The following is a 21,923-nucleotide window of genomic DNA, read 5'->3' as shown; positions in this document are numbered from 1 at the left end:
TGAATCTGGTATTGCAGCTGCACATTCATCTGCGTCATCAGCTGCTTGGTCAGGTCGTAATAGGCCACGCGCAGATCCTCCGGATTGCCGGACTCCGGCGCGCTATGGGTGGCGCCGACACTGGCCTCGGTGAAGCCGGTGGAGCGGCCATCGGCGCTGGCCAGATTCACATCGACCGTCATCGCGCCGACCAGATTGCCGCTGACATTATCAACCGAGGCGTTGGTGACCGTCACCGTCGCGGTGCCGGGCTGGCCGGCGGGCTGCAGGCGCTGGCGCAGCATCGTCTCCAGCGTCTCGGCCGGGGGGGCGGGATCCTGGCTCGCGGCCAGCTGCTGGGAGGGGCTGGGCACGAAATTCGTCACCACATTCACCTGCGCCACCTTCAGCAGGATCGGCGGCAGATAGGAATAATCCAGCGGTTTCAGCACCGGGGCCGGTGGCGTCGAGCCGCAGGAGGCAAGCGCCAGCAGCGGCAAAGCGAGAAGCAGCTTCTTCATTCGGGGGCTCCAAGGTCAGTTTGGGGCGGGCGCCCGGCGACATCCGCGCGGGCGAAACAAAAATCGAAATTGCAGAATTCGCAGGTCATCACGATCTGGCCCTCGACGGCCATATGGTCGAGATCCTCCTGGTTGAACCCTTCCAGAATGCCGCCCAGGCGCTGGCGCGAGCAGCGGCAGCCGAAGGAGAGCGCGCGCGGCTTGGAAACCGCCACGCCTTCGCCATGGAACAAGCGGTAGAGCAGCCGCTCGGGCGAGAGCGCATCATCCAGCAACTCCTCCTGCGTCACCGTCTCGGCCAGGATGCAAGCGGTGCGCCAGGCTTCCTCCTGCTCGCCCGCGGATATCTCCGGGCCGACACCGCCGGCCCCGGCGACACGCTCCATCACCAGAGCCGAGGCGCGCCACCCCCCCTCGCCTTCCGCCGCCGCCAGGAAAATCCGCGCCGGCAGCTGCTCGGAGGTGGAAAAATAATACTCCGCCATCTCGGTCAGGCTCTCGCCTTCGATGGCGACGATGCCCTGGCTCGGGTCCTTGTCCAGCCCCTGATCGACGGTGAAGGCGATATAGCCATTGCCGAAGAGCTGGCGCGCGGTAGCCTCCGGCGGGATCTCAGCCCCCGCCTCCACCCGCACATAGCCGCGCAGCGCCCCGGCCTCGGTGCAATCCACCACCAGCATCGGCACCGGGCCGTCGCCGCGAATCTGGATGGAGAAGGAGCCTTTGAATTTCAACGCGGTGGAGAGCCCCGCCGCCAGCGCCAGCGCCTGGCCCAGCAAGGCGCGCACCGGGGCGGGATGCTGGTGCCGGGAGAGCAGCGTCGCCCCCAGCGGCCCCAGCCGCACCAGCCGGCCGCGCACCGGGCGCTCGGGCAGATAAAACGGAGTGACGCCGCGCGGCACGGAAAGATCCGGCACTTGCGGGCGGGTGGAATCAAGAAACGCGGGCAGCTCTGTCATGATGTGTCCCAAATAAGCATGTTTTCGCCCCGTTGCCACAAGCCCGGGAGAGGGTTAGCGGTTTCCCATGGCCAACGACTCCTCTGCCGACCACCCCTCCGCCGACCTCGGCGCCTATGTGAAGAAACTCGCCCGCGCCAGCGTGCTCGTGGTGGGCGACGCGATGCTCGACCGTTACACCTATGGCGAAGTGACCCGGGTGAGCCCGGAAGCGCCGGTGCCCATTCTCACCGTCACCCGCGAGGTGGCGATGCCGGGCGGGGCCGGGAATGTGGTGCGCAATTTGATCGCGCTCGATGCCTCGGCGGCCTTCGTCTCGGTCGTCGGCGATGACCAGGCGGGCTCGGACCTGACCGGGCTGATCGGCGGGCAGGAGCGTGTGGAGCCCTGGCTGCTGGTGCAGAACGGCCGCACCACGACAATGAAGACCCGCTATATCGCGCAAGGCCAGCATCTGATCCGCGCCGACCGCGAGGAGCGCATCGCCCTGCCGGAGAAGCTCTGCGAGCGGCTGCTGAAGATCGCCCTGGATGCGATGGCGGCCACGACTGTCACCGTGCTCTCGGACTATAATAAAGGTGTGCTCAGCGCCCCGGTCTGCGCCGCTCTGATCGAAGGCGCGCAGAAACTCGGGCGCAAGATCATCGTCGATCCCAAGGGCCGCGACTATGCCCGCTATAAGGGCGCGGATATCCTCACTCCCAACCGCAAGGAACTGGCCGAGGCCACCAACATGCCGGTGGAGAGCGAGGCGCAGATCGTCACCGCCGCCAAGGCGCTGATCGCCTGGTATGGCTTCGGCGCGGTGCTGGTGACGCGCTCCGAGGACGGGATGAGCCTGATCACCGCCGAGGAGGTGCTTCATTTCCCCGGCGAGGCGCGCGAGGTCTATGACGTCTCCGGCGCCGGGGATACGGTGGTGGCGGCCCTGGCCGCCTGCATCGCCGCCGAGGTGCCGCTGGTGGAGGCTGCAAGGCTGGCCAATATCGCCGGCGGCATCGTCGTCGCCAAGGTCGGCACCGCTGTCGCCCGCCCGGCGGATCTTCTCGCCCATATCGCCCCCGCCACCGGGGCGCTGCAGAAAATCGTCACCCCGTCCGCCGCCGCCGAGATGGCCGAGCGCTGGCGCCTGCGCGGCTATAAGGTCGGCTTTACCAATGGCTGTTTTGATCTGCTGCATCCGGGCCATGTGCATCTGCTGGAGCAATGCCGGGCGATGTGCGACCGGCTGATCGTCGGCATCAATGCCGATGCCTCGGTGCAGCGTCTGAAAGGCCCGACCCGCCCGGCCCAGGGCGAGGCGGCGCGGGCCGCGGTGCTGGCCTCGCTCGCCTCGGTCGATCTGGTCTGTCTGTTCGAGGAAGATACCCCGATCGAGCTGATCAAGCTGATCAAGCCGGACGTGCTGATCAAGGGCGCGGATTATACCCGCGAAACCGTCGTCGGCGCGGATCTGGTGGAGAGCTGGGGCGGCAGTGTAGCGCTGGCCCAGCTGCTTCCCGGCCATTCCACCACCGCCACCCTCGCCCGGCTGAGGGGCTGAGCCATGACCAAACTTCCCCTCGGCCCCGAGGTCGATACCTGGCCGCGCCCGCTGCCCGCCCGGCAGAAATTTCTGGGCGCGCGCGTCAGCCTGGAGCCGCTCACCCGCCGCCATGCGCTGGAACTGTTCGAGGCCTCGCAATTCGCCGAGGACAGTTTCACCTATATGTCCTTCGGCCCGTGGAAGAGTGTGGCCGAGGTGGAAGCGCTGATTGCCGGCTTTTACGCCGACCCGCTGGCCGCCTTCTGGGCGGTGCGGCCGACCACCATCGGCCGTGTCTCCGGCTTTCTCTCGCTGATGAATATCGAGCCAAAGAATGCCGCCATCGAGCTTGGCAATATCTGGTTCGGCCCGGAGCTGCGCCGCACCCGTGCCGCGACCGAGGCGATGTTCCTGATGCTGCGCCACGCGGCGGAGGATCTCGGCTATCGCCGGCTGGTCTGGAAATGCAACGCGCTCAACGAGCCTTCCAAACGCGCCGCGCTGCGCCTGGGCTTTTCCTATGAGGGCACGCTGCGCGCGCATATGGTGGTGAAGGGGCGCGAACGCGACACCGCGATGTATGCGATGCTCGGGCATGAATGGCCGCAACAGCGCGATGCGATTCTCGCCTGGCTGGATGAGGCGAATTTCGATGCGCAGGGCAATGCGATCAAATCACTGAAAGAGCTGCGCGGCTAGAGCAATATGGGTTTATCTTGACGCGACAGTGTCGACCTAAACACATGAAATGGCTCGCCAAAACAAAACTTAGAGCATCAAGCTAAAAGCTTGATGCTCTAACACGCGCCTACATACAGGGCTCCTTCACCCCGGATTTGATCAGCAGCCAGTTCATCGGAAACGCCGTGGCGAAGCCGATGATCATGCCGATCTGCATCATGAACCAGTAGGTGGCGCTGTCCGGCTGCAGGCTGGGGCCGAAAAACACGAAGCGGGTGAGCGCCATCCAGGCGAACAGCCCGACCTCGAAGGCGGTGAGCGACCAGAAATCCGCGTTCACCGCCGCCTTGATGCCCTCTGCCGGCTGCAGCCCGCGCATCGGCACGATGGAATAATATTGAAAGACGATGCCGAGCAGGAAGGCGAAGGCATAATCCAGCACCAACTGCCCCGCGAACACCGAGCCGGCGATCGCCAGCCCTGAGAAAAACACCAAAAACTCGGCGACAATATCGCCCAGCGTGCAGCCCGCCCCGCAATGGGTGGTGCCGGCGAAGACCTGCACCCAGAACGGTTTGTCATCGCCGTGATGATGATGGTGATGATGCGCGTGATGCGATGCCGGCGCCGCGCGCCCCAGCCGCCAATAGGCCCAGAGCCCGAGCGGCCCGAAATATAAGGCGGTGACCGGCCAGACCGGGTTCATCACCGCCATCGCCTGCGGGCGGGCACGCAGATCCCACAAAATAATCAGCGCACTGATGAACGCGGCGGCCAGGGACAGCATCGCCACATCATTGAGCCAGGCCGGAACCATCCGCGCCTCCTTCGCTGTAACATCTATGTTGCAACATAGCTTGGGCAGCCCGGCGAAAATTCAACCCGGCGCGTTGATGACGATCACGTCAGCCGCGCCACCTCCGCCCGCAATTTCGGCAAAATCTCCTCACCAAACCAAGGGTTTTTCTTCTCCCACCCGGTGGTCCGCCAGGAGGGGTGCGGCAGCGGCAGAAACCGCCCCGGCGCCTGCGCGCGCACCCTCTGCGTCATGCTGCCCTTGCCCAGATAGCGCCTTTGCGCATAGCCGCCGACCAGCAGGATCAGCTCAAGCTGCGGCAGATGGCGCAACAGCGCCTCATGCCAGAGCGGCGCGCATTCCGGGCGCGGCGGGGCATCGCCGCCATTGCGCAGCCGGCCGGGATAGCAGAAGCCCATTGGCATGAAATTCAGCCGGGTTTCATCGTAGAAAACCTCCCGGCCAATCCCCATCCAATGCCGCAGCCGATCGCCGGAGGCATCGTCGAACGGCAGGCCGCTGGCATGCACCTTGGTGCCCGGCGCCTGCGAGATCACCAGCAGCTTCGCGGTGGGCGAGACCCGGAACACCGGCCGCGCCCCCAGCGGCAAAATGTCATGGCAGACGCGGCAGGCCCGCGCCGAAGCCGCGACGCCGCTCAGCCCTCCTGCTTCCAGATCCGCCTTTTGGTCGCCAGCGCCACCAGCGTCAGGAAGGCGAAGAAGATCCCCGCCCTGATCCCCAGAACATGCCGGGCGGTGAGGTTTGGATCGGACGCCCATGTCAGAAACTCCGCGATGTCCGCGGCTTCCTGCGCCTGTGTGGCCTTGGTCCCGTCCGCGTAAGTCACCGCATTGTCCCGCAGCACCGGCGGCATGGCAACCTGCCCGCCCGGATAAGCCCGGTTGTAGTAATGCCCTGGCAGCATCGTCACCCCGGCCGGGGCCGGGGCAAAGCCGGTGAGGAAGCGATAAATATAGCGCGTGCCATCGCGGCGCTGGGCGACGATGCTGGAGAGATCCGGCGGCACCGCCCCGCCCATGCTCATCGCCGCGGGGGCCTTGAACACATCATCCGGGGTGGCGGGCTGGCCGGTGGCCAGCTTCACCGCATTGGCAAGCCCGGCGATCTGCGCCGTATCCAGCCCGATTCCCGCGAGATCCCGGTAATGTAGCTGGTTGAGGCTGTGGCAGCTGGCGCACACGCCCTGATACACCGCCAGCCCGCGCTGGGCGGCTTCATCATCGATATGTCCGAAGGCGCCGGAGGAGGGGAAAGACGGGGGCTGCGCCTGCGCCGCCCCACCCGCCAGCAGCCCGAGTGCTAAGCCCGACATCAGCAAAACGCGCATTATTTGGCCTCCGCGGCGGTGACGAGGGGGGTGAGCACGAGGAAATGGATGAAAAACCAGATGCCGAAAATGATCTGCGGCACCGGCGCGCTGGCGCAGCCCAGAGCCAGCACATCCAGCCCCAGCAGCAGCGTCAGCCCGCGATAGAGCCGGCCGGGCGGGGCGCCGTTGGAGCGGTCCAGCCAGGGGAGTGCATAGAGGGCGGCGGCGGCGAGGATCACCACCAAAATCGCCCCGCCATCACCCGGGATCAGCCCGGCAAGATGCGCCACCGGCCGCAAATACCAGGGATAGGAGATTACCATCGGCAGCACATCGCCCGGCAGCATGGCCTGGGCGCTCTGCCCCCAATGCGGGGCGAAGGCCAGCAGCAGCGTGAACAACAGCGCCAGCGCCGCCAAGGCCGCGAAATATTGCGACGCATAGACCGGCCAGAACGCCACCGCCCGGCCCTCCGGCGCCGGCCGCGCCCGCCGTGCCGCGCAGCGCGCCCAGCAGATCACCCAAACCGCGCAAGCCGCCAGCAGCACATGGAACACCAGCAGCCGAGCCAACGTGCCGGGGCCGGACGGGCCACCGAAAATCCACAGCGCCACCGCGCCGGGAAAGCCCGGCAGGGTCAGCGCGGCATCGCTGGCACGGGTGAGCGAGAGCGCGCCCCCTGCCCCGCCCTGCAGCACGAAGCCCAGCCAGCCGGTGAGCAGCAGCACCGCCAGCAGCTTCACCCAGAGCATCCAGGCAAACCGCGCCGGGCCACGATAGCCGCGGGTCAGCAGCAGCCGGAACAGCTGCGCATATAGCGCCAGAAACGCCAAAGACGCGCCGGTATTATGGTAGCCCAGCACCAGCCAGCCGCCATTCACCTCGCGATTGATCATCTGCACCGCGCCATAGGCGTCGCGCGGATTATAATACACCGCCAGCACCGCGCCCGAGGCCAGCAGCAGCGCCAGCAGCGCCCCCAGCAGCGTTGGCAAGGTCGCATGCCAGGCTCCGCCAGGCGCGCGATCCTTCATCAGATACGGGCAGGCAACGCCCTGATTCGCCTCCGATTGCATTGGCGCGTCCTAACCCAGCTGGAGTTGGTGTTTATCGATGAAGCGAAAGCGCGGGATGGCTAGGTTTCGCGGCGCCGGCCCGGCCCGCACCCGCCCCAGCGCGTCATATTCGCTGCCATCGCAGGGGCTGACCCAGCCGCCATAATCGCCACGCGGATCGCCCGGCGCGCTCCCCTGCAAGGCGCAGGGCGCGCCGGTATTCATGCCGATCACCACGACGATATGCCCATCATCCGGCGCCACCCGTTCGGAGACCTCCTGCGGGTCAGGCAAGGCGCTCATCGGCACAATCTGGGCGGCGGCGAGCTGCTGGTCGGTCAGCCGGCGGATCAGGATGGTCTGCCCGCCCCATTGCACCGTCTTGGTGGCATTTTCGGCAATATCGGAGACCAGCACCACCGGCCGGGCCGCATCCAGCCCCGCCGCGTCCGGGTTCAGCGCGTCGATCAGCGGCCAGGCGATCGCCCCCACCCCGATGGCGCCGCCCGCCACGGCCAGAAGCCTCAGGAAGTCGCGCCGGGTTTCGGTCCCATGCGCCGCAAGCGCATCCGCTGTTGGTTCAGCCATGTGTTCGCTCCCTGGAGGAGTTAAGTCTCCTCCCTTGGTTGCAGCGTGGCAAGGCAATGAAAAAATTTCAAGTGTGGATCGATGGCCGGGCATGGCTTAAGCAGGCGCCATGACCAGCCCGCCCCCCCATGCCGCCCTGAAACAGGACGCCGCCACCTGGTTCGCCGCCCTGCGCGACCGGATCTGCGCCGAATTCGAGACGATCGAGCAGGAAGCCGGCGGCGCTGCCCGGTTCCAGCGCACCAGCTGGGAGCGCCCGGGCGGCGGCGGCGGCACGATGAGCGTGCTGCGCGGCCAGGTATTCGAGAAGGCCGGGGTGAATATCTCGGTGGTGGATGGCACGCTGAGCCCGGATTTCGCCGCGAAAATTCCCGGCACCGAGGCAGGTGCGGTGTTCTGGGCGGCGGGGATCTCGCTGGTCGTGCATCCGCGCAGCCCGAAAATCCCGGCGGTGCATATGAATACCCGCATGATCGTCACCGCCAAGGGCTGGTTCGGCGGCGGCGGGGATCTCACCCCGCTGCAGCCCGGCACGCCGGAAGCCACCGAGGATGCCGCCTTCTTCCACGCCGCCTATCAGGCCGCCTGCGATGCGCACGATCCCGGCTATTATGAAAAATTCAAAGCCTGGTGCGATGAATATTTCTATCTCCCGCATCGCAATGAACCGCGCGGCGCCGGCGGGATTTTCTATGATTATCTCGATAGTGGCGATGTCGCGGCGGATTTCGCCTTCACCCGCGATGTCGGCCAGGCCTTCCTGGCGGCCTACCCGCCGATCGTGCGCCGCCGGCGCGAAGCCCCCTATACGCCGCAGGAGCGCGAGGCGCAGCTGATCCGCCGCGGCCGCTATGTGGAGTTCAACCTGCTCTATGACCGCGGCACCACATTCGGGCTGAAAACCGGCGGCAATACCGAGGCGATCCTGATGTCGATGCCGCCCGAAGTGAAATGGCCCTGAGCCCGACGCGAGCATGCAAAAAGGCCGGAGCAATGCTCCGGCCTTTTCATTACTGGGTGATGCCCACACCGCGCGGGGTGATGATCACCGAGGGCATCGGCGCCACGTAAACCGGCGGCGGCGGGGGTGGCGCGTAATAGACCGGCGGGGGCGGGGGCGGCGGCGCGTAATAATAGCCTGGCGGCGGACCGGCATAGACCGGCACGCCCGGCCCCCAGACCGGGGCCGGGCCGATATAGCCATAGTCCGGGCCCCAACCGGCATACCAGTGCCAGATATGACCCGCCCCCCACCAGCCATGATCATGCCAATCATGGTAGGGGCGGCCATCCCAATGCCCGCCGGGGCCACCGTGCCAGTCGCCACCGTCATGCCAACCGCCACCGCCGTGCCAGTCGCCGCCGCCATGGCCGTGATCGCCCCAGTCCGCGAAGGCCGGGGCGACGCCAGCGCCGGCCAGGCCCATCGCCACGGCACCCGCCAGCAAAATCTGTCTCATCGTCATGGGTTGTCCCCTTCGCACATTCTGGCCTGAATAGGCGCCCCGCCTGTGGCAACAGCACGCCCCAAGAAGGGCGGAAACAAGGCGGCGGAATGAAATTGAATTAATTTATTTAATGTCATGATTATTCAAGAAATTCACTTGCGAATTACGCGCGGATAAGGGAAGATTCAAGCGGTTTCAACAACCCGGCTTCACGTTTAGGGAATGGCTCTGTGCTCCGCGCGATAAAAAACCGCCTTCGTGGCCTGGTGGCGCCTGCTATTTTTCTGGCGCTCACCTATTATTTTGGATGGAACGCCATCCACGGCAAAAGCGGGCTGGAGGCGCAGGCCGCGCAGCGCGCGCAGCTGGCCGCCGTGCAGAAGCAGGCGGATGCCACCCATCAGCGCCTGGTGCTCTGGCAGACCAAGGTGGCCGACCTCAATGGCCAGGCGATTCAGCCCGACATGCTGAACGAGGAAGCCCGCAACGTGCTGAGCCTCGCCGACCCGAACGACCTCGTCGTCGAGCTGCCGCCGCACAAATCCGCCGAATGATGATTTCGTTTTAGAGCCTCACCCTAAGCAGCGGCGCCTTTCGGCGCCGTTTTTTTTGAAATTTTATGAGCCGCCTTCTACCTACCCCGGGCTTCGGATGCATGAATTAACTACTTTTTGGTTAATTTAATTTGTTGCAACTGCGAAGAAGAGTTTTTACAGAGCTTTCTCTTGCGCGGCGCACCAACATTGGCATAGCTGCGAGCGGACGATCAAAACCCGGGAGCCAAGAGACATGGCCGTTAGCCCTGACAAATCGAGAAAATCCGCAAAGAAGCCCGCCGAGGTGATGAGCAAGGACGAATTGCTCAAGGCCTATGAGAGCATGCTGCTGATCCGCCGCTTCGAGGAGAAGGCGGGCCAGCTTTACGGCATGGGCCTCATCGCCGGCTTCTGCCATCTTTATATCGGCCAGGAGGCCGTGGTGGTCGGCATGCAGCATTGCCTCAAGGAAGGCGATCAGGTCATCACCTCCTACCGCGACCACGGCCATATGCTGGCCTGCGACATGGACCCCAAGGGCGTGATGGCGGAGCTGACCGGGCGCATCGGCGGCTACTCCAAGGGCAAGGGCGGCTCCATGCACATGTTCAGCAAGGAGAAAGGCTTCTTCGGTGGGCATGGCATCGTCGGCGCCCAGGTCTCGCTGGGGGCGGGCCTCGCCTTCGCCAACTGGTATCGCGAGAACGACAATGTCTGCCTCACCTATTATGGCGAAGGTGCCTCCAACCAGGGGCAGGTCTATGAGAGCTACAACCTCGCGGCGCTGATGAAGCTGCCGGTGGTGTTCATCATCGAGAATAACCGTTACGCCATGGGCACCTCGGTCGAGCGCGCCTCCGCCTCGCGCGATCTCTCGCTGAACGCCGCCGCCTGGGGCATGCCCAGCCTGGCCGTGGACGGCATGGATGTGCTGGCGGTGAAGGAAGCCGGTGAGCAGGCGGTGGCGCATTGCCGCGCCGGCAAGGGCCCGTTCCTGCTGGAGATGAAGACCTATCGCTATCGCGGCCACTCAATGTCCGACCCGGCGAAGTACCGCACCCGCGAAGAGGTGCAGAAAATGCGCGCCGAGCATGACTGCCTGGATTCCGCCCGCAAGAAGCTGGAGGAGGCCGGCATCGCCGAGGCCGATCTGAAGAAGCTGGATGAGGCGATCAAGGCCCGGGTGCAGGAGGCGGCTGATTTCTCGCAAAGCTCGCCCGAGCCCGATCCGTCCGAACTTTACACTGACGTGCTGCTGGAGGGCTAAGACACCATGACCGACATTCTGATGCCCGCCCTCTCCCCCACCATGACCGAGGGCAAGCTCGCCAAATGGCTCAAGAAAGTGGGCGATGAGGTGAAGTCCGGCGATGTTCTGGCCGAGATCGAGACCGACAAGGCGACCATGGAGGTGGAAGCCGTCGATGAAGGCACGCTGACCGCCATTCTGGTCGAGGAAGGCACTGAGGGTGTCGCCGTGAACGCGGTGATCGCCCAGCTCAATGGCGGCTCGGACGCCGCCAAGCCCGCCCCGGCCCCAGCACCCAAGGCCGAGGCTGCGGCCCCGAAGGCCGAAGCCCCGAAAAAAAGCGCCCACCACGCCGCAGGAGCCGGTCGAGAAGGAATGGGGCCCGACCAAGACCATGACCGTGCGCGAAGCCTTGCGCGAAGCCATGGCCGTCGAAATGCGCGCCGATAAGGACGTGTTCCTGATGGGCGAGGAAGTCGCCCAGTATCAGGGCGCCTATAAGGTCAGCCAAGGCCTGCTGGACGAATTCGGTGCGCGCCGCGTCATCGACACCCCGATCACCGAGCATGGCTTCACCGGCATGGCCGTGGGTGCGGCGATGAACGGGCTGAAGCCGATCCTGGAGTTCATGACCTTCAACTTCGCCATGCAGGCGATCGACCAGATCATCAACTCCGCCGCCAAGACGCTCTATATGTCCGGCGGCCAGATGGGCGCGCAGATCGTCTTCCGCGGCCCCAACGGTGCCGCCGCCCGTGTCGGCGCCCAGCACAGCCAGTGCTACGCCTCCTGGTACGCGCATTGCCCGGGCCTGAAGGTCGTCGCCCCCTGGTCCGCCGCCGATGCCAAGGGCCTGCTGCGCGCCGCCATCCGTGACCCCAACCCGGTCGTGTTCCTGGAAAACGAGATCCTGTACGGCCACTCCTTCGAGGTGCCGGAAGATGAGGATTTCATCCTGCCGATCGGCAAGGCCAAGATCGAGCGCGAAGGCAGCGATGTCACCATCATCGCCTTCTCGATCATGGTGGATACGGCGCTGAAGGCGGCTGAGACGCTGGCCGAGCAGGGCATCTCCGCCGAGGTCATCAATCTGCGCACCATCCGCCCGCTGGATACCGAGACCATCGCCGCCTCGGTGAAAAAGACCTCGCGCGTGGTGAGCCTGGAGGAAGGCTGGCCCTTCGCCGGTATCGGCTCCGAGATCATCGCCACCGTCACCGAGCATTGCTTCGACTGGCTGGATGCCCCGCCGGCGCGCGTGGCCGGCGTTGACGTGCCGATGCCCTATGCGGCCAACCTTGAAAAACTGGCGCTGCCCCAGCCCGACTGGGTGGTGGATGCCGTCAAGAAACTGTTCTGATCCGGGAGGCGTTCAACATGGCCATTAACATCCTGATGCCGGCCCTCTCACCGACCATGACCGAGGGCAAGCTCGCGAAATGGGCGAAGAAGGAAGGCGATGAGATCAAGTCTGGCGACGTGATCGCCGAGATCGAGACCGACAAGGCGACCATGGAAGTGGAAGCCGTCGATGAAGGCTTCCTCGGCAAGATCCTGGTGCCGGAAGGCACTGAGGGGGTTGCGGTGAATGCGGTGATCGGGCTGATCACCGCCTCCAAGGACGAGAAGGTGGACGGCCCTGCCCCCGCCGCCGCGCCCAAGGCGGAAGCGCCGAAGGAAGAGGCCAAGGCTGAGGCGCCAAAGGCCGCCCCAGCAGCAGCTCCCGCCGCCTCGCATGGTGAGCGGATCTTCGTCTCGCCCTTGGCCAAGCGCATCGCCAAGCAGTCCGGCATCGATCTGGCCACCATCAAGGGCTCCGGCCCGAATGGGCGGATCGTGAAGGCGGATCTGGACGGCAAATCCGCCACCGCGCCGAAGGCCGAAGCCGCGCCGGCTGCTGCCCCGGCCGCCGCCGCGCCGAAGCCGGCCGCCCCGGCCCCGGTCATCACCGCGCCGCATAAGAAGATCCCCAACTCCACCATGCGCAAGGTCATCGCCAAGCGCCTGACGGAATCCAAGCAGACCGTCCCGCATTTCTACCTCACGGTGGATATCGAGCTGGACAAATTGCTGGCGCTGCGCGGCGAGCTGAACGGCAAGTCGCCGAAGGACGGCCCGGGCGCCTTCAAGCTCTCGGTGAATGATCTCGTCATCAAGGCCTGCGGCGTCGCCCTGGCCCGGCACCCGGCGGTGAATGCCTCCTGGACCGATGAGGCGATCATTCAGTACGACAATGTCGACATCTCCGTCGCCGTTGCCGTCCCGGATGGTCTGATCACCCCGATCGTCAAGAACGCCGACAAGCTCGGCCTGGCCGGCATTTCCAACGCGATGAAGGATCTCGCGGGCCGTGCCAAGGCCGGCAAGCTGAAGCCCGAGGAATTCCAGGGCGGCGGCTTCTCCATCTCCAATCTGGGCATGTATGGCATCAAGGATTTCTGCGCCATCGTGAACCCGCCGCAGGCCGCCATTCTGGCTGTCGGTGCGGGGGAGAAGCGGGCCGTGGTGAAGGGCGATGAGATCAGGATCGCCACGGTGATGAGCGTCACCCTGTCCACCGACCACCGCGTGGTCGATGGCGCGCTGGGCGCTGAATTCCTGCAGACCCTGAAGGGCCTGATCGAAGAGCCGCTGAGCCTGATGCTCTAACCCCGCTGGGCCGAGGGCTTTGGCTGCGCCACGCCCCCGGCCCAGGTTGCAAAAGTTTTTTGCGCCGCTTTTTTTCAAAAAAGCGGCATAAAAAGGAACTCCAAAATGGCTGACAAATTCGACGTTATCGTGGTCGGCGGTGGCCCGGGCGGCTATGTCGCCGCCATTCGCGCCGCGCAGCTGAAGCTGAAAGTGGCACTGGTCGAGGCCAAGCATCTGGGCGGCATCTGCCTGAACTGGGGCTGCATCCCGACCAAGGCGCTGCTGCGCTCGGCCGAGGTGAAGCATCTGATCGACCATTCCGAAGCGTTCGGCATCACCGTTGGCGATGTGAAGGTGGATCTGGCCAAGGTGGTGGCGCGCTCACGCGCTGTCTCCAAGCAGCTCTCGGGCGGCATCGGCCATCTGATGAAGAAGAACAAGGTCACCGTCTATGACGGCTATGGCAAGCTCGCAGGCTCGGGCAAGCTCTCCGTGACCAAGGACGGCAAGCCGCTCGCCGAGCTGGAAGCCCCGCACATCATCCTGGCCACCGGTGCCCGTCCCCGCCAGATCCCCGGCCTTGAGGTCGATGGCAAGCAGATCATCTCCTATTTCGAGGCGATGGTGCCGGAAACCCTGCCGAAATCCCTGCTGATCATGGGCTCTGGTGCCATCGGCATCGAATTCGCCAGCTTCTACAACACGCTGGGCGTGGATGTGACCGTGGTGGAGATGGTCGACCGCATCATGCCGGTGGAAGACGCCGAAATCTCAGCCATCGCCCGCAAGCAGTTCGAGAAGCAGGGGATCAAGATCCTGACCTCCGCCGTGGTCAAAAAGGCCGAGAAGGGGGCGAAATCCGTCAAGGTGACGGTCGAGGCCGGCGGCAAGGAACAGATCTTCGAGGTCGAGAAAGTGATCTCGGCGGTCGGCATTGTCGGCAATGTCGAAAATATCGGTCTGGAAGGCACCAAAGCGAAGGTCGATCGCACCCATGTGGTGGTGGATGGCTATGGCAATACCGGCGAGCCGGGCGTCTATGCCATTGGCGATCTGGCCGGCCCGCCCTGGCTGGCGCACAAGGCGAGCCACGAGGCGATCGTCTGCGTCGAGAAAATCGCCGGGCTCAACCCGCACCCGTTCGAGACCGGCAACATCCCCGGCTGCACCTATGCGCACCCGCAGGTGGCCAGTGTCGGCCTCACCGAGGCCAAGGCCAAGGAAGCCGGGCATGAGGTCAAGGTTGGCCGCTTCCCGCTGATCGGCAATGGCAAGGCGATTGCCCTGGGCGAACCGGACGGGCTGGTGAAAACCATCTTCGACGCCAAGACCGGCGAATTGCTCGGCGCCCATATGGTCGGGCCGGAAGTGACGGAGATGATCCAGGGCTATGTCATCGCCCGCCAGCTGGAAAGCACCGAGGCCGAGCTGATGGAAACGGTGTTCCCGCACCCCACCGTCTCGGAAGCCATGCACGAATCCGTGCTTGACGCTTACGGCCGGGTCATCCACTTCTAGACCAGCGCGGCGCTCCCGCAATGTGATAAAGCGAGCCGGATGGAGACATCCGGCTCTCGGTAGCGCCCCCTTTGCAGGGGGCGTTTCTTTTAGGGATAAGTGGAATCATGGCCACACGTATCGAGATCGACCACCGGGTCCGGCATCCGGAAAAGCAGCACCGGAAAGACAATCCGATCGCCCGCAAGCCGGACTGGATCCGCGTCAAGGCGCCGACCCACCCGGTCTATCACGAGACCCGCGCCTTGATGCGCGACAAGAAGCTGACCACCGTGTGCGAGGAAGCGGCCTGCCCGAATATCGGCGAATGCTGGTCCCAGCGCCACGCCACGATGATGATCATGGGCGAGATCTGCACCCGCGCCTGCTCCTTCTGCAATGTCTCCACCGGCCTGCCGAACGCGCTGGATGCGGATGAGCCGCGCCGCGTCGCCGAGGCCGTGGCCCAGCTCGGGCTGCGCCATGTGGTGATCACCTCGGTCGATCGTGACGATGTGCCCGATGGCGGGGCGGCGCATTTCGCCGCCGTCATCGCCGCCGTGCGCGACGCCGCCCCCGCCACCACCATCGAAATCCTCACCCCGGATTTCCTGCGCAAGCCCGGCGCCATCGCAATGGTCACCGCCGCCAGGCCGGACGTGTTCAACCATAATTTCGAGACCGTGCCCCGCCTCTACCCGACCATCCGGCCCGGCGCGCGCTATTATCAATCCATCCGCCTGCTCGACCAGGTGAAGCAGCTCGATCCGTCGATCTTCACCAAATCCGGCCTCATGGTTGGCCTGGGCGAGAGCAAGTCCGAGATTTCCCAGGTGATGGATGATCTGCGCATCGCCGATGTGGATTTCCTCACCATCGGGCAATATCTGCAGCCCACGGTGAAGCATGCCGCGGTGGAGAAATTCTGGACGCCCGAGGAGTTCGAGGAGCTGGCCGGCATGGCCCGCGCCAAGGGCTTCCTGCAGGTCTCAGCCACCCCCCTCACCCGCTCCTCCTATCATGCCGATGCGGATTTCGAGCAGCTGCGCGCCGCCCGGGCCAAGCAGCTGGCGGGCTGAGCACGCCCCCGCATGACCAAGTTCGCGCAGCAGAAAATCGTCCCCTATACGCCCCAGCAGCTCTACGCGCTGGTGGCGGATGTGGCCAAATATCCGAAATTCCTGCCCTGGTGCGTGGGGGCGCGGATCCGCAGCCATGTGAACAACCTGATGATCGCGGATCTGACCATCGGCTTCGGCCCGTTCCGGGAGAGCTTCACCTCCCGCGTCACGCTGCTGCCCGGCTCGGGCGAGGGCCCCTGTGCCATCCGCGTGGAATATGAGAACGGCCCGTTCAAATATCTGCATAATCGCTGGGATTTCGCCCCGCACCCGGAGGGCTGCGCGGTGGATTTCTTCGTCGATTTCGAATTCCGCAACATCATCCTGCAGAAGGCCATCGGCGCGGTGTTCACCGAGGCGGTGCAGATGATGGTCAACGCCTTCCTCAAACGCGCCGCCAGCGTCTATGGCGAGCCGCCCAGACCAGCCCCCGCCCCCACCGGCCAGCCCGCCCCGCAGGTGAAGTGAGCGGCGTTTGCGTCCCGCACGGGAACTGCGTCAAGCGGCCGGCTGATATCCAAGCGCGGCCCCCAGATCGCGGAAATGGGCCAGCAGGCTGTCATAATGGCCCAACGCCACCGCTTCGGACGCATCCGGGTAGGTTCGCGCATAAAATAGCGGATCGAAATTTTGTATCACATGCTCCCGGCGCGCGCCGATGGCCAGATAATGCGCCAGAGCCGTGCCGCGCCCCTCCCGCACATCCAGCGCCGCATCCGCATTGCGCGCCAGATAGCGCGTGCCGTCGAAATCCTTGAGCTCGATCCGGCTTGGCTTGCGTTTCTCCAGCCGGGCGAGCATGTCGCGCAATTCCTGCGCCGTGGCAAACCGCGCCTGCGCGCCGAGCAGATCCTGCATTTGCCAAAACCGCGCGGGATTGGCCTGCAGCCCAACCGCCGTAACCGGCGGCAGCAAGACATAGCGAAACGCCGGCTCCTCCAGGGGCAGATAAAGCTGCCCCACCTGCAAGACCGGGCTGAACATGCCACCGACCGGCACATAGGTGCGCTGCGCCTCGCTCAACCAGGCCGCCAGCCAGGAGAATGTCGAAATGCTCAGCGCCAGATTGGCGGACCGGCGCAGCACCTCGAAATCATAACCGGGACTGGTACCGGCAACGAACTGCGCCCGCGGAAAGGCGGCGCGCAAGCCGGCACTATAAGAGTCCTCGCCAAGCTGCCCGTAAAACACCAGCTCCAGGCCGCTCTCTTCCTGTAATTTCGCGTAATACGCCGGAGGCAGCGGAAAATAGCCAGGATACTCGCCGTTCAGGATCTCGTTCGCGCGCACGCTGCAGACCAGCTGGCCGGGGCCAAATCCCTGCACGGCCTCCTGCCCCGGAACAGGCGGCAGCAAGGCCCGGCAGGTCGCGCGCGACGGGTAATGTGAGACATGAAAACAATACCCCTCCAGACAGATCGCATCCACCTCATCACGATCCAGGCACGCCGCCAGCCCGGCCACGTCCAGATGATAATCGTCTCCCGTGCCCGCACTTTCACGGGCGGGCGGGCGGGGCGCCGGCGCCTCGCGCTGCCACATCGGCAGCTGGATATTGGTCACAACCGCCCCAGCCACACGCCGCGCGATTCCCTCAGCGGTGAGATATTGCAGCGCCCTGTTGCCAATATTTCCATGCGGGTGGATCCAGACCTGTTTGCGCCCGCGCCAGCCCGGCACCGGCACCGCCCGCAACACCCCATCGCGCGCTTGCAGCTCCAGCGTGGCCAGGTCCTGTTGAAGTGGCAGCGGCAACTGGCCGGGCAACTCCACCACATGTTCGCCGAAAAACAGATTGAAGGCGCAAAACCCCGCCTTGACCGGCGAACCGCCATTCACCGACCAGTATTGCGCCACGATCCGGTGGATCAGCTCAACATCGCGCGCCGGCACCGGCAGAAAATGCTCCCATTCCTTGGCTGCAGCGGAGAGAAAGCTCAGCTCGCCATCCGGCCGGGCCACGAGAAAAAGTTCATCAGCATGAAACAGCAGACTGCCTTGGTAATGCCCCTCCTGAATGGCGAGGGTCGAAGGCAGGTTGGGGAGGGTGGCCCGCTCGGCATGCGCCACGGAAAGAATGGCGCCGGTCGGGGTTGGCTCCAGCCCCAGCACGATATGCTGGGGTTCCAGTGCGTCCGGTGCCCGGTGCACCAGTGAGGATGAGCCTGTGTCCAGACATATCAGCGTGCCGAACCAGGTGAACATCGCAATGCGGGGTAAGGGCGGCAAGGGCGCAAGAGCTTTTTGCATGCGCACCAAAGGTTAAGCCAACGAAACAGATGCGTCCATCGCTTCAATCCACCCAGACCAAATTATGATGGTCAAAAATGCGCGGCATATCCGGCTTGATGATCTGGAAAAACGGCGAGATGTCGAAATCACGCGGCGTGAACAGGCCGGTATCGTGGATATGATAGATCTCCCGCACCTTCGCCGCTGCCGCCCCGGGGGGCACTGAGGACGGGATCTCGGGCAGGATCGGATAATGCGCCGCCTGAAACGCCTCAGCCACCAGGGTTGAGCAGATCGCCCGGCTGGGATCGGCGGAGCCGACCGCGATCGCCCGCCGCCGCCAGGCGCGCGGCACCGGCAGCGGCACCATATAGCGCGCCAGATCCGCCACATGCTTCAGGTCATATTGCGCGCCCAGCCTGGCCTGCGCGTGGGCAACGACGATATCCGCATCCGCCTCGGTCAGGCTGATCGGCCGGCAGACGCGCAGATGGTAAGGCGCCAGCTCCGAGAGCGGAAAGCGCCGCACGCCCTGCAGCACATCCGCCTCGATGCACATGCCCCCGCCCGCATACAGCACCGCATGCGACCAGCTGGACTGGGTGAGATATTTGATCACCGCGCTGATGCGCAGATTACCCTCGACCAGGATCACATCGGCCTTGCGCAGCAACGCCTGCAGCGCGACCAGATCCACCGGCAGGGCCGGGGCGGCCTCGACCTCCTGGGTCAGGAAGCTCGCCAGCCAGCCCCCGACGATGCGGCGGAGCCGGTTCACCGCGTCAGGCCTTCTTGCGCGTCTTCACAGGCTTGGCCGGCGCCAGCAACGGGGCGAGGAAGCGGCCCGTATAGCTGCCTTCACTCGCGGCGATATCCTCCGGCGTGCCGGTGGCGATGACGCGGCCACCGCCCGCGCCGCCCTCCGGCCCGATATCGATAATATGATCGGCGGTTTTGATCACTTCGAGATTATGCTCGATGACGATGATGGTGTTGCCGGCATCCACCAGCGCGTGCAGCACCTCCAGCAGCTTGCGGATATCCTCGAAATGCAGCCCGGTGGTCGGCTCATCGAGAATATAGAGCGTGCGCCCGGTGGCCCGGCGCGCCAGCTCCTTGGCCAGCTTGATACGCTGCGCCTCGCCGCCTGAAAGTGTGGTCGCCTGCTGGCCGAGCTTGATATAGCCGAGCCCGACGCGCGCCAGGATCGAGAGCCGGTCATGGATCTTCGGCACCGCGGAGAAGAACACCAACGCCTCGTCCACCGACATATCCAGCACATCGGCGATGGATTTGCCGCGGAACTTCACCTCCAGCGTCTCGCGGTTATAGCGCTTGCCCTTGCAGGTATCGCAGGTGACGAACACGTCCGGCAGGAAGTGCATCTCGATCTTCAGCACGCCATCGCCCTGGCAGGCCTCACAGCGCCCACCTTTCACGTTGAAGCTGAAGCGGCCGGGCTTATAGCCGCGCGCGCGCGCCTCCGGCATCTCGGCGAACCAGTCGCGGATCGGCGCGAACAGATCCGTATAGGTGGCGGGGTTGGAGCGCGGGGTGCGGCCGATCGGCGACTGGTCGATATCGATGATCTTATCGAGCTGCTCCATGCCTTCGATCTTCTCGAACGGCGCCGGCACCTCGCCCGAGCCCATCAGCCGGCGCGAGAGCGCCTTGTAGAGCGTGTCGATCACCAGCGTCGATTTGCCGCCGCCGGAAACGCCGGTGACACAGGTAAACAGCCCGAGCGGGAAGGTCGCGGTGACATCCTTCAGATTATTGCCGCGCGCACCGACGAGCTTGATGGTGCGGTTCTTTTGCACCGGGCGGCGCGGCGGCACCGGGATCGAGCGCCGGCCGGAGAGATAATCCCCGGTGACGGATTTCGGGTTGGCCGCGACCTCCGCCGGCGTGCCCTGCGCCACCACATGCCCGCCCTTCACCCCGGCTTCCGGCCCCATATCCACCAGATGATCGGCGGCGCGGATCGCATCCTCGTCATGCTCCACCACCAGCACGGTATTGCCGAGGCGCTTGAGCCGCTCCAGCGTGCCCAGCAGCCGCTCATTATCGCGCTGATGCAGGCCGATGGAGGGCTCATCCAGCACATAGAGCACGCCGGTAAGCCCGGAGCCGATCTGCGAGGCGAGGCGGATGCGCTGGCTCTCCCCGCCCGAGAGCGTCGCGGAAGAGCGCGCCAGGGTGAGATAATTCAGCCCGACATCGAGCAGGAATTGCAGCCGCTCCTCGATCTCCTTGAGGATGCGCCGGGCGATTTCCAGGCGCTGCGGGGTGAGGGTTTCCGCGACGCCGCCAAACCAGTCCCGCGCCTTGTCGATGGACAGCTCCGCCACCTCGGCCAGGTTTTTTTCCGCCACCTTCACCGCCAGCGCCTCCGGGCGCAGCCGCGCGCCGTTACAGGCCGCACAGGGGCGCTCGGCATGGTAGCGGGAAAGCTCCTCACGCACCCAGGCGGAATCGGTTTCCTTGTAGCGCCGGTCGAGATTCTTGATGATCCCCTCGAACGGCTTCACGACATTATAGGCGCGCGCGCTGTCCTTGTAGGTGAATTTGATCTCCTCCTTGCCGGAGCCGAACAGGAACACCTCGCGCACCTCCTCGGGCACATCCTCCCAGGCGGTGCCCAGTCTCACCCCGTAATGCTTGGCGATGGCGGCGATGGTCTGATCGTAATAGGGCGATTGCGCGTTGGCCCAGGGGGCGATGGCATTGTCATCCAGCGCCCGGCGCTCATCGGGCACCACCAGATGCGGGTCGAAATAGATCTCATGCCCCAGCCCATCGCATTCCGGGCAGGCGCCATGCGGCGAGTTGAAGGAGAATAGCCGCGGCTCGATCTCCTCGATGGTGAAGCCGGACACCGGACAGGCGAAGCGCGAGGAAAACACCGTGCGCTCCTGATTGTCGTGATTTTCGGCATAGACGATGCCATCCGCCAGCCCGAGCGCGGTCTCGAAACTATCCGCCAGGCGCTGCTCCAGCCCGGGCTTGACCACCAACCGGTCGACGACGATCTCGATATCGTGTTTCAGCGTCTTTTTCAGCGCCGGCGCCTCGGCGATTTCATAGACGGTGCCGTCGATCTTGGCACGGGTGAAGCCCTTGCGCTGATACTCCGCTAGCTCCTTCCTGTATTCGCCCTTGCGGCCCCGGATCACCGGGGCCAGCAGCAGCAGCCGCGTGCCCTCCGGCATCGCCATCACCCGGTCCACCATCTGGCTCACCGTCTGCGCCTCGATCGGCAGGCCGGTGGCGGGCGAATAGGGCACCCCGGCGCGCGCCCAGAGCAGGCGCATATAATCATGGATTTCGGTGACGGTGCCGACGGTGGAGCGCGGGTTCTTCGAGGTCGTTTTCTGCTCGATGGAGATGGCCGGGGAGAGCCCCTCGATGCTGTCCACATCCGGCTTGCCCATCAGCTCCAGGAACTGCCGGGCATAGGCGGAGAGGCTCTCCACATAGCGCCGCTGCCCCTCGGCATAGATGGTATCGAACGCCAGGGAGGATTTGCCGGAGCCGGACAGGCCGGTGATGACCGTCAGCTGCTCGCGCGGAATCTGGATGTCGATATTTTTCAGGTTATGTTCGCGCGCGCCGCGAACAGTAATGAAGCCGGCACCCTTCTGTTCCGCCATGATCGATCCTGGATGTTCGTGATACGTTCTTGTAAGATAGGGTCTCGCCGCGTATAAAGCAACGCTGGCCACCGCGTGGCGGATGCGCTATCCTGGAAGACAATTTTGAGTTGTAGAGG

The 21,923-nt window shown here is 64.8% G+C and carries 20 protein-coding genes and 1 pseudogene; 10 read left to right on the top strand and 11 right to left on the bottom strand.

Annotated elements, in window-relative coordinates:
* Positions 1-500, bottom strand: a 500-nt coding sequence (locus tag MXAZACID_RS19070) for a hypothetical protein (protein WP_008492283.1), incomplete at its 3' end; no start/stop codon positions are given.
* Positions 497-1,459, bottom strand: a complete 963-nt coding sequence (locus tag MXAZACID_RS01665; RefSeq protein WP_008492282.1) for an Hsp33 family molecular chaperone HslO — start codon at positions 1,457-1,459, stop codon at positions 497-499. The genes MXAZACID_RS19070 and MXAZACID_RS01665, both read right to left, overlap by 4 nt.
* 67 nt (positions 1,460-1,526) lie before the next feature.
* On the opposite strand from MXAZACID_RS01665, the gene rfaE1 reads away from it, so the two are divergent.
* Positions 1,527-3,002 carry a D-glycero-beta-D-manno-heptose-7-phosphate kinase gene (gene rfaE1 / locus MXAZACID_RS01660; protein WP_008492281.1) on the top strand — a complete coding sequence of 492 codons (1,476 nt, stop codon included), beginning with the start codon at positions 1,527-1,529 and terminating at the stop codon, positions 3,000-3,002.
* Between the two features lie 3 nt (positions 3,003-3,005).
* Positions 3,006-3,683, top strand: coding sequence for a GNAT family N-acetyltransferase (locus MXAZACID_RS01655; protein WP_008492280.1), 678 nt, complete (start codon positions 3,006-3,008; stop codon positions 3,681-3,683).
* A 109-nt stretch (positions 3,684-3,792) separates the two neighbouring features.
* Here MXAZACID_RS01655 and MXAZACID_RS01650 read toward each other — a convergent pair whose 3' ends face one another.
* The 5 genes from MXAZACID_RS01650 to petA all read right to left on the bottom strand — a co-directional run bounded on the left by MXAZACID_RS01650 (position 3,793) and on the right by petA (position 7,437).
* A complete protein-coding gene (locus tag MXAZACID_RS01650; protein WP_008492279.1) occupies positions 3,793-4,482 on the bottom strand; it encodes a DUF4396 domain-containing protein in 690 nt (229 codons plus the stop codon).
* Positions 4,483-4,565: 83 nt separating this feature from the next.
* Complete coding sequence (locus MXAZACID_RS01645) at positions 4,566-5,123, bottom strand: uracil-DNA glycosylase family protein (RefSeq protein ID WP_371137073.1); 558 nt, start codon at positions 5,121-5,123, stop codon at positions 4,566-4,568.
* Positions 5,120-5,812, bottom strand: a complete 693-nt coding sequence (locus tag MXAZACID_RS19955) for a cytochrome c1 (RefSeq protein ID WP_008492276.1) — start codon at positions 5,810-5,812, stop codon at positions 5,120-5,122. Before MXAZACID_RS19955 ends, MXAZACID_RS01645 begins: the two co-directional genes overlap by 4 nt.
* Positions 5,812-6,870 carry a cytochrome b N-terminal domain-containing protein gene (locus tag MXAZACID_RS01635; protein ID WP_008492274.1) on the bottom strand — a complete coding sequence of 353 codons (1,059 nt, stop codon included), beginning with the start codon at positions 6,868-6,870 and terminating at the stop codon, positions 5,812-5,814. Before MXAZACID_RS01635 ends, MXAZACID_RS19955 begins: the two co-directional genes overlap by 1 nt.
* A gap of 9 nt (positions 6,871-6,879) precedes the next feature.
* Positions 6,880-7,437 (bottom strand): ubiquinol-cytochrome c reductase iron-sulfur subunit, encoded by a 558-nt coding sequence (gene petA / locus MXAZACID_RS01630; protein ID WP_008492273.1) that lies wholly within the window; start codon positions 7,435-7,437, stop codon positions 6,880-6,882.
* 109 nt (positions 7,438-7,546) lie between these two features.
* Between petA and hemF the strand changes: the two genes are divergently transcribed.
* Positions 7,547-8,398 (top strand): oxygen-dependent coproporphyrinogen oxidase, encoded by an 852-nt coding sequence (gene hemF, locus MXAZACID_RS01625; RefSeq protein ID WP_008492272.1) that lies wholly within the window; start codon positions 7,547-7,549, stop codon positions 8,396-8,398.
* Positions 8,399-8,447: 49 nt separating this feature from the next.
* On the opposite strand, the gene MXAZACID_RS01620 is transcribed toward hemF, so the two are convergent.
* Positions 8,448-8,903 (bottom strand): hypothetical protein, encoded by a 456-nt coding sequence (locus tag MXAZACID_RS01620; protein ID WP_008492271.1) that lies wholly within the window; start codon positions 8,901-8,903, stop codon positions 8,448-8,450.
* Between the two features lie 248 nt (positions 8,904-9,151).
* Between MXAZACID_RS01620 and MXAZACID_RS01615 the strand changes: the two genes are divergently transcribed.
* From MXAZACID_RS01615 to MXAZACID_RS01580, 7 genes and pseudogenes are all read left to right on the top strand, one after another.
* Positions 9,152-9,439, top strand: coding sequence for a septum formation initiator family protein (locus tag MXAZACID_RS01615; protein ID WP_162173902.1), 288 nt, complete (start codon positions 9,152-9,154; stop codon positions 9,437-9,439).
* A 289-nt stretch (positions 9,440-9,728) separates the two neighbouring features.
* On the top strand, positions 9,729-10,688 hold the full coding sequence (pdhA, locus tag MXAZACID_RS01610) for a pyruvate dehydrogenase (acetyl-transferring) E1 component subunit alpha (RefSeq protein ID WP_008492269.1): 960 nt from the start codon (positions 9,729-9,731) through the stop codon (positions 10,686-10,688).
* Positions 10,689-10,694: 6 nt separating this feature from the next.
* Positions 10,695-12,030 (top strand): annotated as a pseudogene (locus MXAZACID_RS01600) (pyruvate dehydrogenase complex E1 component subunit beta).
* A 17-nt stretch (positions 12,031-12,047) separates the two neighbouring features.
* The gene (locus MXAZACID_RS01595) at positions 12,048-13,319 is read left to right on the top strand and encodes a pyruvate dehydrogenase complex dihydrolipoamide acetyltransferase (RefSeq protein ID WP_008492266.1); all 1,272 of its coding nucleotides are present in this window, start codon (positions 12,048-12,050) and stop codon (positions 13,317-13,319) included.
* Positions 13,320-13,424: 105 nt separating this feature from the next.
* The gene (gene lpdA, locus MXAZACID_RS01590) at positions 13,425-14,819 is read left to right on the top strand and encodes a dihydrolipoyl dehydrogenase (RefSeq protein ID WP_008492264.1); all 1,395 of its coding nucleotides are present in this window, start codon (positions 13,425-13,427) and stop codon (positions 14,817-14,819) included.
* Positions 14,820-14,926: 107 nt separating this feature from the next.
* Entirely contained in the window at positions 14,927-15,877 is a 951-nt protein-coding gene (gene lipA, locus MXAZACID_RS01585; protein ID WP_008492263.1) for a lipoyl synthase, read from the top strand.
* Positions 15,878-15,889: 12 nt separating this feature from the next.
* The gene (locus tag MXAZACID_RS01580) at positions 15,890-16,387 is read left to right on the top strand and encodes a type II toxin-antitoxin system RatA family toxin (protein ID WP_008492262.1); all 498 of its coding nucleotides are present in this window, start codon (positions 15,890-15,892) and stop codon (positions 16,385-16,387) included.
* Positions 16,388-16,417: 30 nt separating this feature from the next.
* Here MXAZACID_RS01580 and MXAZACID_RS01575 read toward each other — a convergent pair whose 3' ends face one another.
* Genes MXAZACID_RS01575 through uvrA form a run of 3 tightly spaced genes read right to left on the bottom strand, consistent with a single transcriptional unit; the run spans position 16,418 to position 21,804 of the window.
* Positions 16,418-18,169, bottom strand: a complete 1,752-nt coding sequence (locus MXAZACID_RS01575; protein WP_144052609.1) for a hypothetical protein — start codon at positions 18,167-18,169, stop codon at positions 16,418-16,420.
* A gap of 43 nt (positions 18,170-18,212) precedes the next feature.
* Positions 18,213-18,929, bottom strand: coding sequence for a hypothetical protein (locus MXAZACID_RS01570; RefSeq protein WP_008492260.1), 717 nt, complete (start codon positions 18,927-18,929; stop codon positions 18,213-18,215).
* Positions 18,930-18,933: 4 nt separating this feature from the next.
* Positions 18,934-21,804, bottom strand: a complete 2,871-nt coding sequence (uvrA, locus tag MXAZACID_RS01565; RefSeq protein ID WP_008492259.1) for an excinuclease ABC subunit UvrA — start codon at positions 21,802-21,804, stop codon at positions 18,934-18,936.
* Between the last annotated feature and the right edge of the window lie 119 nt (positions 21,805-21,923).

Origin of the sequence: Acidocella sp. MX-AZ02 (assembly GCF_000306035.1) — a bacterium.
Taxonomy (GTDB): domain Bacteria; phylum Pseudomonadota; class Alphaproteobacteria; order Acetobacterales; family Acetobacteraceae; genus Acidocella; species Acidocella facilis.
This window is presented reverse-complemented; position numbering and strand designations above follow the sequence as displayed.

Excerpts from the sequence above, each read along its gene's own strand:
- petA (WP_008492273.1), bottom strand. The coding sequence starts at position 7,437 with ATGGCTGAACCAACAGCGGATGCGCTTGCGGCGCATGGGACCGAAACC.
- rfaE1 (WP_008492281.1), top strand. The coding sequence starts at position 1,527 with ATGGCCAACGACTCCTCTGCCGACCACCCCTCCGCCGACCTCGGCGCC.
- MXAZACID_RS01580 (WP_008492262.1), top strand. The coding sequence starts at position 15,890 with ATGACCAAGTTCGCGCAGCAGAAAATCGTCCCCTATACGCCCCAGCAG.
- lipA (WP_008492263.1), top strand. The coding sequence starts at position 14,927 with ATGGCCACACGTATCGAGATCGACCACCGGGTCCGGCATCCGGAAAAG.
- MXAZACID_RS19955 (WP_008492276.1), bottom strand. The coding sequence starts at position 5,812 with ATGCGCGTTTTGCTGATGTCGGGCTTAGCACTCGGGCTGCTGGCGGGT.
- MXAZACID_RS01595 (WP_008492266.1), top strand. The coding sequence starts at position 12,048 with ATGGCCATTAACATCCTGATGCCGGCCCTCTCACCGACCATGACCGAG.
- hemF (WP_008492272.1), top strand. The coding sequence starts at position 7,547 with ATGACCAGCCCGCCCCCCCATGCCGCCCTGAAACAGGACGCCGCCACC.
- pdhA (WP_008492269.1), top strand. The coding sequence starts at position 9,729 with ATGAGCAAGGACGAATTGCTCAAGGCCTATGAGAGCATGCTGCTGATC.
- uvrA (WP_008492259.1), bottom strand. The coding sequence starts at position 21,804 with ATGGCGGAACAGAAGGGTGCCGGCTTCATTACTGTTCGCGGCGCGCGC.
- MXAZACID_RS01575 (WP_144052609.1), bottom strand. The coding sequence starts at position 18,169 with ATGCAAAAAGCTCTTGCGCCCTTGCCGCCCTTACCCCGCATTGCGATG.
- MXAZACID_RS01620 (WP_008492271.1), bottom strand. The coding sequence starts at position 8,903 with ATGACGATGAGACAGATTTTGCTGGCGGGTGCCGTGGCGATGGGCCTG.
- MXAZACID_RS01665 (WP_008492282.1), bottom strand. The coding sequence starts at position 1,459 with ATGACAGAGCTGCCCGCGTTTCTTGATTCCACCCGCCCGCAAGTGCCG.
- MXAZACID_RS01655 (WP_008492280.1), top strand. The coding sequence starts at position 3,006 with ATGACCAAACTTCCCCTCGGCCCCGAGGTCGATACCTGGCCGCGCCCG.
- lpdA (WP_008492264.1), top strand. The coding sequence starts at position 13,425 with ATGGCTGACAAATTCGACGTTATCGTGGTCGGCGGTGGCCCGGGCGGC.
- MXAZACID_RS01635 (WP_008492274.1), bottom strand. The coding sequence starts at position 6,870 with ATGCAATCGGAGGCGAATCAGGGCGTTGCCTGCCCGTATCTGATGAAG.
- MXAZACID_RS01650 (WP_008492279.1), bottom strand. The coding sequence starts at position 4,482 with ATGGTTCCGGCCTGGCTCAATGATGTGGCGATGCTGTCCCTGGCCGCC.